The following is an 8,452-nucleotide window of genomic DNA, read 5'->3' on the forward strand; positions in this document are numbered from 1 at the left end:
GTGGGAGTACAGGCATTCCTAAAGGAGTAAGCATAGCACATAAGAGTGTGATTGATTATACTTTTTGGGTATGTGAGACTTTTAAATTTGACGAGAATGAAATTTTAGCCAATCAAGCGCCATTTTATTTTGACAATAGTGTTTTAGATATTTTTTCAAGTGTAAAATCAGGAGCGACTTTACACCTTTTACCTAATCATCTTTTTGCCTTTCCAAATAAAATTTTAGAATGCCTTGAAAAAGAAAAAGTAAGCACTATATTTTGGATACCTTCGGTGCTGATTTATTTTGCAAATACCGAAGCTTTGAATAATTTTAGTTTAAATACCTTAAAAAAGATACTTTTTTGCGGTGAAATCATGCCCAATAAGCAGCTAAATATTTGGCGTAAACACTTACCCAATGCTTTATTTGCGAACCTTTATGGCCCAACAGAAATCACTGATGTGTGTTCTTTTTATATCATAAATCGCACTTTTAAAGATGAAGAACTTCTACCTATAGGTAAAGCATGTAAAAACACAGAACTTTTAGTTTTTGATGAAAATATGAATTTCATAAGCCCTAAACAAATAGGTGTTAAAGGGGAGCTTTTCGTGCGTGGAACTTCTTTGTCTTTAGGGTATTATAATGACAAAGAAAAAACCAAACAAGCTTTTATTCAAAATCCTTTGCATGATAATTATTTAGATCTTTTGTACAAAACAGGAGATATCGTTTCTTATAATGAATTTGGCGAACTTTTATGCTACGGAAGAGCAGATAATCAGATCAAATATATGGGGCATAGGATAGAACTTGGAGAAATAGAAAGCGTGATAAATTCTCATGCAAGTGTAAAAAATAGTGCTTGTATTTTTAAAGAAGATATTATTTGTTTTTATGAAAGCAAAGAAGAGCTTGATTTTAAATCTTTTTTAAAAGACAAATTACCTTCTTATATGATCCCAAAAAATTTTATTAAAATTGACAAATTTAAACTCAATCAAAATGGTAAAATTGATAGGAAAGTTTTAAATGAAAAAATTTAAAAATATTTACATTATAGGCACAGGAAAAGTCGCTAAAGAATGCCAAAAAATAGCTAGTGGTTTTTTTAAGCAAGAAGTAATTTCTATAAAGAATATAGAAAATTTGGATGATTTCTTTAAAAATCTTAAAAATTGCTTTATTATTAGTGCTAATAATTTTTATATTTTCAAAAAAGAATGTATTCAAAATAACACTATTATTAACTACCATAATGCTTTATTGCCTTTTCACAGAGGATGTAATGCTCATATTTGGAGTATATGGGAAAATGATAAAAAAGCAGGTATTACTTGGCATATGGTTGAAGAAAATATAGATACAGGTGAGATTTTAATCCAAAAAGAAATAAAACTTGATGATAATTTTACCGCTCTAAGTCTTTTAAACACTCAGCACAATCTTGCTATAGCTTCATTTAAAGAAGCTATAGAAAATTTAGAAAATAAAGCACTTAAAGCTCAAATTTCAAAAAAAGGGTATCATAAAAAATTGGCTTTACCAAATGAGGGTTATTTAGATCTTACTTGGGATAAAGAAAAGATTTCTCGTTTTTTAAGGGCTATGGACTGTGGCGCTTTAAGCGAAGTGCCCAAGGCTAGATTAAAAATCCTAGGAGAAGAAAAGGAAATTTTGTTTTATGAGATTAATGAACTTGATTTAATTTTAAATTTAAGCGATAATACCCTTTTAAAAATCACAAAGGAATAAAAATGCAAGAAATCAAACAATTTTTTATCAATATAGATAGAGCTGATATAGATGAAAACATGGAAAATCTTTTAAGCGAGGATATTATAGATAGTATAGATATCATGTCTTTAGTTGCTGAAATTGAAAAATTTTATAAAAAGCCTTTAAAAGCCGAATTTATCAAAGCAGAAAATTTTGAAAGTTTTAAAACCATACAAGATATGGTAAATCAAGCCTTTAAGTAATGATCAAGATAAATTTATCTTTATCATCTTCAAAAATAAAATTTTGATTTCCACAAGGATAAGAGATGGAATTTTCTTGCATTAAAGATTTTCTTTTTTGTAACTTTTCAAGCATTAAAGGAAGTTCTTTTCTAAATAAGGCTTTATCACTTATTCTCATACCGTGATTTAAGTCTTTTATAAATCTTCCATCAACCTCACTTTCATCTTTTATCAAATTTAAAGTAGCATCAAAACCTAAAGTATTAAAAATCTCATAAAGCATGATCTTATCCTTAGCTGGTGCTTTAACATCTTTAGCGCTATGATAAGTTATAAAAATAATATTTTTTGAAACTTCAGATAAAATTTGCAGATGCTTTAAATTTAACAACGCTCTTATCATATAATTTACATCATTGAAAAAATACAACGCATTTTCTTTTCGTGTCCAATGTTTTTTTAAAAAACAGTACAAATCTAAATCTTTAGAACTAAAAACAAATTCAGGAGAATCAATTTCCCTTCCCAGTATAAATTGCAAAGGAGGCAAGGCAGGTCCTGAATTATCAATCACGCCATCCACATACCAAGGAGCTATTTTTGCTATGAGTAAAGATAAGTATCCTCCATAAGACCCCCCCCCATAAATTTTTGGTAAATCTGCAAATTTTGGAAAGCGTTTAGCTAAATCTTTTAAGGCGTTAATATGATCAATAGCTGCCATAATGCCATAGTTTTGATAATCACCATTGGGTGGGACAAAATCGCAAAAAAGTTCTATTTTTTGGCTTTCATCAACTAAACCTGCTTGTTTAATCTCTCCAGCCCTTTGTTCTATAAGAGGGATAATTTGTTCAAAATTATCTTCATTGGCAAATAAATGCCCTAAATTAATATTTTTTAAAATACCATTGATACGCTCTAAATCATCTTGATTAGGAATAAGCTTTGGATTGTGCTTTTGATCGATACTTTGTCTTGTACAAAAACAATGATAAAAAACATGTACCGCTACAACATCAAAATTTTTAGCAATATACTCTCTATCAAAATCTAAAAAAGAAATATTTGCATTAGATCCAAAACCACCTATCATAAAAACTATAGCTTTAATATCTTTTTCATTATCATAACTTATGCGGTATTCAAGCTTACTGGTTCTTTTAATACCTAGTTCTACATCATCACAAGAATCAATTTCAAAGGTTTGGTTTATGAGCAATTTTAAGCCTTTTATTTTATTTTAAAGACAATTATACTTAAATTTTAGTAAAATAAAACACAAAAAAACAAGGCTTAACTATGAAAAATCTTTGTATCATCCCTGCTCGTGGTGGATCAAAAAGAATTCCTAGAAAAAATATCATTGATTTTCTAGGCAAACCTTTAATCGCTTATAGCATAGAAAATGCTTTAAATTCAGGCATTTTTAATGAAGTGGTGCTTTCAAGTGATGATGAAGAAATCATAGAAGTAGCCTTAAAATACGGTGCAAAAGCTCCTTTTATACGTGATAAAAAATTAAGCGATGATTATACTTCAAGCACTGCTGTAGTGCAAAATGCCATAGAAATTTTACAAAGCCAAAATAAAATTTATGATCATGTCTGCTGCCTTTATGCTACTGCTCCTTTGTTAAACAAAGACATTTTAAAACAAGCCTATGAAAAATTTATCCAAAATCAAAGCAAGTTTTTATTTGCTGCTACTGAGTTTGAGTATCCTATACAAAGGGCTTTTTATCTAAATGAGAACAATCAAGTTTATATGTTTGATGAAAAACACTATAAAAGCCGCTCACAAGACTTAATAAAAGCTTATCATGATGCAGGGGCTTTTTATTTTGGTATAAGTAAAGCTTGGCTTGAAGAAGATTTTATGTTTAAACCTCATTCTAGTGCGTTTGTATTACCAAGAAATTTAGTTTGCGATATAGACACCATGCAAGATTTAGAATTTGCAAAAATACTTTATAAGGTAAATCATGAAAGTTCTTATTAGAAGTGATAGCTCCATTCATATAGGCTTTGGACACATTAAACGCGATCTAGTCTTAGCTAAACAATATGATGATGTAAGTTTTGCTTGTTTGCCTTTAGAAGGCTCTTTGATCGATGAAATTCCTTATCCTGTTTATGAGCTTAGTAGCGAAAGTATCTACGAGCTTATCAATCTCATCAAAGAAGAAAAATTTGAACTTCTTATCATTGATCACTATGGCATCAGCTTAGATGATGAAAAACTGATCAAGCTTGAAACAGGGGTAAAAATTCTAAGCTTTGATGATGAAGTAAAGCCTCATCATTGTGACATTTTACTCAATGTCAATGCTTACTCAAAAGCAAGTGATTATGAAGGTTTAGTGCCTTTTAAATGCGAAGTAAGATGTGGTTTTTCTTATGCTTTAATCAGAGAAGAATTTTATCAAGAAACCAAAGAAAATAGAGAAAAAAAATATGATTTTTTCATTTGCATGGGTGGAACTGATATAAAAAATCTTTCTTTGCAAATCGCTAGCGAATTACCTAAAACAAAAATCATAGGCATTGCAACCAGCTCTTCTAATCCCAATCTTAAAAAATTACAAAAATTTGCAAAATTACATGACAATATTAGATTATTTATCGATCATGAAAATATTGCAAAATTGATGAATGAAAGCAATAAACTCATCATCAGTGCAAGTTCTTTAGTCAATGAAGCCTTGCTTTTAAAGGCAAATTTTAAAGCTATTTGCTATATAAAAAATCAAGAACCTACAGCATCTTGGCTTGCTAAAAAAGGCTATGAAGTGGAGTATAGGTATTGATAAAACTTAAAAATTTCACAGAACTTAATTCTCAAGAAATAGATCTGATTTTTAAATGGCGTAATGATATTTATATTAGTCAATTTATGAAAACAAAACAAATTGATTTTGAAGAACATTTAAGATTTATAAGAAACTTACATCAAGATTCTAATAAAAAATATTTTTTAGTTTTTCAAGATGAGCAGATTATTGGTGTGATTGATTTTGTCAATATCACAACTAAATCTTGCGAATTTGGACTTTATGCAAAACCTGATTTAAAAGGCGTAGGACAAATTTTAATGAATGAAATTATAAAATACGCTTTTGAAATTTTAAAAGTAGATACTCTTAAAGCTTATGTTTTTAAAAATAATCACAAAGCTTTAAAATTATATCAACAAAATCATTTTACTATTTATGATGAAGATAAAGATTTTTACTATGTTTGCCTAAAGCAATCTCACTGCAAAACCTTGCTTAGCTAATTCTTCTTTTACATCTTTAGGGGTATACTTAGAAAAATGAAAAATATAAGCCCCCGCTAAAGCATCTGCACCCAAATTTAAAGCCTTAACTCCATCACTTGGATTGCTCAGTCCTCCATTGATAATAAGAGGAATTTTAAGTTTATTTTGAAAGATCTTTAAAAGTTCTAAATCATAACCCTTTGCTTTTCCCTCAAAATCCACAGAAGTTAAAAGAAGCTCTCCAGCACCTTTTTTTTCATATTCTAAAGCAAGTTCTAAAGGATTTTTTTCAAGTAAATTTCCCCTATCATAAACACAAAGTTGATCTCCTTTTCTTTTAACATCTATAGAACAAACTATACATTGAGAACCAAAACGATTTGCTGCTTTACTTATAAAATCCATATCTTCTAAGGCTTTAGAATTGATAGAAATTTTATCCGCGCCTAAATTTAAAATCTTTTGTATATCTTCAAGAGTTTTTATACCACCACCTATGGTTAAAGGCATAAAACATTCTTTAGCAAGATCTTCTATACTTTCAAAGTCTATCTCACCACTTTTTGAAGCATCTATATCTAAGATAATAAGCTCATCAACATTACGTGCATTATAAATTCGCATCGTTGAAGTTAAGTGCCCTATAGTGCGAAAATCTTTAAATTCTATACTTTTAACAAGTTGTCCATTTTTTAATAAAACGCAAGGAATAATTCTAGTTTTTAACATTTAAAGCCTTATAAAATTTTCTAAAAGTTTTAAGCCTAAATTTTGACTTTTTTCAGGATGAAACTGCGTCGCAAAAATATGATCTTTTTGTAAAGATGCGACAAATTTATGTCCGTATTGCGCTTTGGCACTTACAAACTCATCTTTGCATTTCACATAAAAAGAATGCACAAAATAAAAATCACTCTTATTATCTATGCCTTGATACAAAGGATCTTGTTTTAAAATTTCAAGCTCATTCCAACCCATATGTGGGATTTTTAAATTTAAATCTTCTTCAAATTTGACTACTTCACCTTCTATAAAACCAAGTCCTTCGCAAACTCCACCTTCATAGCCCCTTTCTAAAAAAAGCTGCATTCCCAAACAAATGCCTAAAATAGGTTTTTTTTGCACCAAAACTTGCTCTTTTAAAGCTTCTATAAAACCAAGTTCTTTTAAATTTTTCATCGATTCTTTAAAAGATCCCACTCCAGGTAAAAGCAATTTATCGGCTTTTTGCAAATCTTTTGGATTTTTAGCTATGAAATTTGTAGCTCCTATTTTTTCAAAAGCCTTAGCAACTGAGTTTAAATTTCCTGCCTTGTAATCAATGAGCGCTATCATTTTAAAACACACTCGTCTTTTCTTACCAAAGAACCATCATAATCTCTTATAAATTTGCCATTTTCGTCACGTTTAAAGATTTTTTTATTAGTAAAAGAATCTACAATTTTTTGAAATTCTTCCTCGCTAAAACCACTGAATTCAAGGTATTTTTTAATAGCCTTTTTAGGGGGTTTGCCATCGTATTTTTGCACCAAACGCACCCCTTCTTCACGGCTGATATAACCTAAACGAATATCCAAACAAGCATTATCTGTTGCTCTACCAAAGCCATATTTGCAGTATTTTAAATAATCATGCACATGATTAGAATAACAATCTAAATTTTCAAAATTTTCATAAGTAGTCTCAACAGGATGATCTAGAGTTAAAAAACCATATTTTTTAGAAATTTCAAGAATTTTTTTATAGTCCCATTTAAAATAATACCCTAAAAATAGCCCAGTAACCCCTACTCTTTGAAGTTCTTTATCGCTTGGATAAGTATATAAAAACAAATCTTTTTCAGTGATGCCATTTACCCCAAGCATATCAGAAGCACGATTTCCTAAAAGTCCACCAAATTCTTCAAGCCACTCTCTGCCTAAAATATTTTTATTTTTACTACTCGCAGGACCACCATACTCTATCTGCGGACTTTCCCCCCAGATGATCAAAGGCACTCCAAAATTTACCGCTATGCGTGGAACAGAAGTAAAAATTCCCAAATGGTTTTGCCATTCATTATCCCCTGTTCTTATAAAAGCTTCACGAGCAAGTTTTTGATAAACTTTTGGATCACGCTTGATATGGATCAAATCCACGCCAAGATGATTTAAATTGTCTAAATTTTTGCGCCCTATTTTCGTAGGCACACTAGGCTCAAAACACACACACAAAGGATTAAGTCCAAGTTCAAGCATTTTAACCACTTGAAAAGTAGAATCTTTTCCACCACTTACTCCGATAACACAATCATAAGCGGGATGTTTTTTATACTTTTTTACAAGCTCAAAAAATTCTTTTTCCCTTTCTTGCCAATTGATTTTTTTATTTTTAGATTCTTGAGAACGACAAGCATCGCAAACCCCCTCTTCGTCAAAATGCAAATCAGGCTTGGTATCTGGCATTACACATTTTTTACAGAATTTCATTTTTCCCTCAAATATTAAAATATACCAAGTAATATTATCTATACTTTGTATAATTATATTATAAATATTTTGTTATAATAAAAATAAAATAACAAAAATATAGAAAGTTTTCATGAAAAACAAACATTTTTTTATTATTGGCGGTGGTGATTTACAAGCAGATTTAGTGTTACATGCAAAAAAAGATTTTATCACTCATGTTTTTGACTACAATGAAAATTGTTTTTGCAAAGATTTAGCAGATTATTTTCATCCTATTTCTATTGCTGATAAAGAAAAAATTCTGGAATTAGCTATCAAATTTAATATAGTAGGTATTGCTACTGCTGCTACAGAACTTGGAAATTTAACAGTATGCTACATTGGAGAAAAGCTTAATCTTGGAACTAATTCTTATGAATGTGCTAAAAATACTACAGATAAAAGCTTAATGAAAAAAGTATTTGAAAGAAACAATATCAATCATGCTAAATACTTTATACTCAAAGATGAAAAAGATTTAGAACAAATTGCTAATTTCCCTGTTGTTGTAAAACCAAGCGATAGAAGTGCTGGAAGAGGAGTTGTAAAAGTATTTGATAAAGAAAATTTAAAAAAATATTTTTACAAAGCTAAAGATTTCTCTTATAATAAAATCGTTTTAGCCGAAGAAGTTTTAAAAGGTAGACAATTTAGTGTAGAAACTATAAGCTCTCATGGTAAACATCAAATTATAGCTATCACAGAAGAATATTTACGAGAAGGCGAATTTGCAAATGATTTTTTAGAAACACA

General features: G+C 29.6%; 11 protein-coding genes. 7 read left to right on the top strand and 4 right to left on the bottom strand.

What is annotated here, in order from left to right:
- The 3 genes from AJ939_RS07290 to AJ939_RS07300 form a co-directional block, all read left to right on the top strand.
- Positions 1-1,031, top strand: a 1,031-nt coding sequence (locus tag AJ939_RS07290; protein WP_070283400.1) for an AMP-binding protein, incomplete at its 5' end; no start/stop codon positions are given.
- Positions 1,018-1,740 carry a formyltransferase family protein gene (locus AJ939_RS07295; RefSeq protein ID WP_044780604.1) on the top strand — a complete coding sequence of 241 codons (723 nt, stop codon included), beginning with the start codon at positions 1,018-1,020 and terminating at the stop codon, positions 1,738-1,740. The genes AJ939_RS07290 and AJ939_RS07295, both read left to right, overlap by 14 nt.
- A 2-nt stretch (positions 1,741-1,742) precedes the next feature.
- Positions 1,743-1,967: a hypothetical protein gene (locus AJ939_RS07300; RefSeq protein ID WP_044780606.1), complete on the top strand. Its 225-nt coding sequence runs from the start codon at positions 1,743-1,745 to the stop codon at positions 1,965-1,967.
- On the opposite strand, the gene AJ939_RS07305 is transcribed toward AJ939_RS07300, so the two are convergent.
- Positions 1,960-3,171: a DUF2920 family protein gene (locus AJ939_RS07305; RefSeq protein WP_070283401.1), complete on the bottom strand. Its 1,212-nt coding sequence runs from the start codon at positions 3,169-3,171 to the stop codon at positions 1,960-1,962. The genes AJ939_RS07300 and AJ939_RS07305 overlap by 8 nt on opposite strands.
- 80 nt (positions 3,172-3,251) lie before the next feature.
- Here AJ939_RS07305 and pseF point away from each other — a divergent pair, with 80 nt between their 5' ends.
- The 3 genes from pseF to pseH are packed head-to-tail and all read left to right on the top strand — an operon-like array spanning position 3,252 to position 5,228.
- Positions 3,252-3,950, top strand: coding sequence for a pseudaminic acid cytidylyltransferase (pseF, locus tag AJ939_RS07310; RefSeq protein WP_070276234.1), 699 nt, complete (start codon positions 3,252-3,254; stop codon positions 3,948-3,950).
- A complete protein-coding gene (pseG, locus tag AJ939_RS07315) occupies positions 3,934-4,758 on the top strand; it encodes a UDP-2,4-diacetamido-2,4,6-trideoxy-beta-L-altropyranose hydrolase (protein ID WP_044780611.1) in 825 nt (274 codons plus the stop codon). Before pseF ends, pseG begins: the two co-directional genes overlap by 17 nt.
- Entirely contained in the window at positions 4,755-5,228 is a 474-nt protein-coding gene (gene pseH, locus AJ939_RS07320; protein WP_044780614.1) for a UDP-4-amino-4,6-dideoxy-N-acetyl-beta-L-altrosamine N-acetyltransferase, read from the top strand. The genes pseG and pseH overlap by 4 nt, the downstream gene beginning before the upstream one ends.
- Here the strand turns inward: pseH and AJ939_RS07325 are convergent.
- From AJ939_RS07325 to pseA, 3 genes are read right to left on the bottom strand one after another with little or no spacing between them, the layout of a single operon-like run.
- Positions 5,193-5,939, bottom strand: a complete 747-nt coding sequence (locus AJ939_RS07325) for a HisA/HisF-related TIM barrel protein (RefSeq protein ID WP_070276236.1) — start codon at positions 5,937-5,939, stop codon at positions 5,193-5,195. The genes pseH and AJ939_RS07325 overlap by 36 nt on opposite strands.
- Positions 5,940-6,545 (bottom strand): imidazole glycerol phosphate synthase subunit HisH, encoded by a 606-nt coding sequence (gene hisH, locus AJ939_RS07330; protein ID WP_074497549.1) that lies wholly within the window; start codon positions 6,543-6,545, stop codon positions 5,940-5,942.
- Positions 6,542-7,678: a pseudaminic acid biosynthesis protein PseA gene (pseA, locus tag AJ939_RS07335; RefSeq protein ID WP_070209987.1), complete on the bottom strand. Its 1,137-nt coding sequence runs from the start codon at positions 7,676-7,678 to the stop codon at positions 6,542-6,544. The genes hisH and pseA overlap by 4 nt, the downstream gene beginning before the upstream one ends.
- Before the next feature lie 112 nt (positions 7,679-7,790).
- Here pseA and AJ939_RS07340 point away from each other — a divergent pair.
- Positions 7,791-8,452: acetyl-CoA carboxylase biotin carboxylase subunit family protein (locus AJ939_RS07340; RefSeq protein WP_044809742.1), on the top strand; the 662-nt coding region annotated here is incomplete at its 3' end.

Source organism: Campylobacter sp. BCW_6889, assembly GCF_001762535.1.
Lineage (GTDB): Bacteria > Campylobacterota > Campylobacteria > Campylobacterales > Campylobacteraceae > Campylobacter_D > Campylobacter_D jejuni.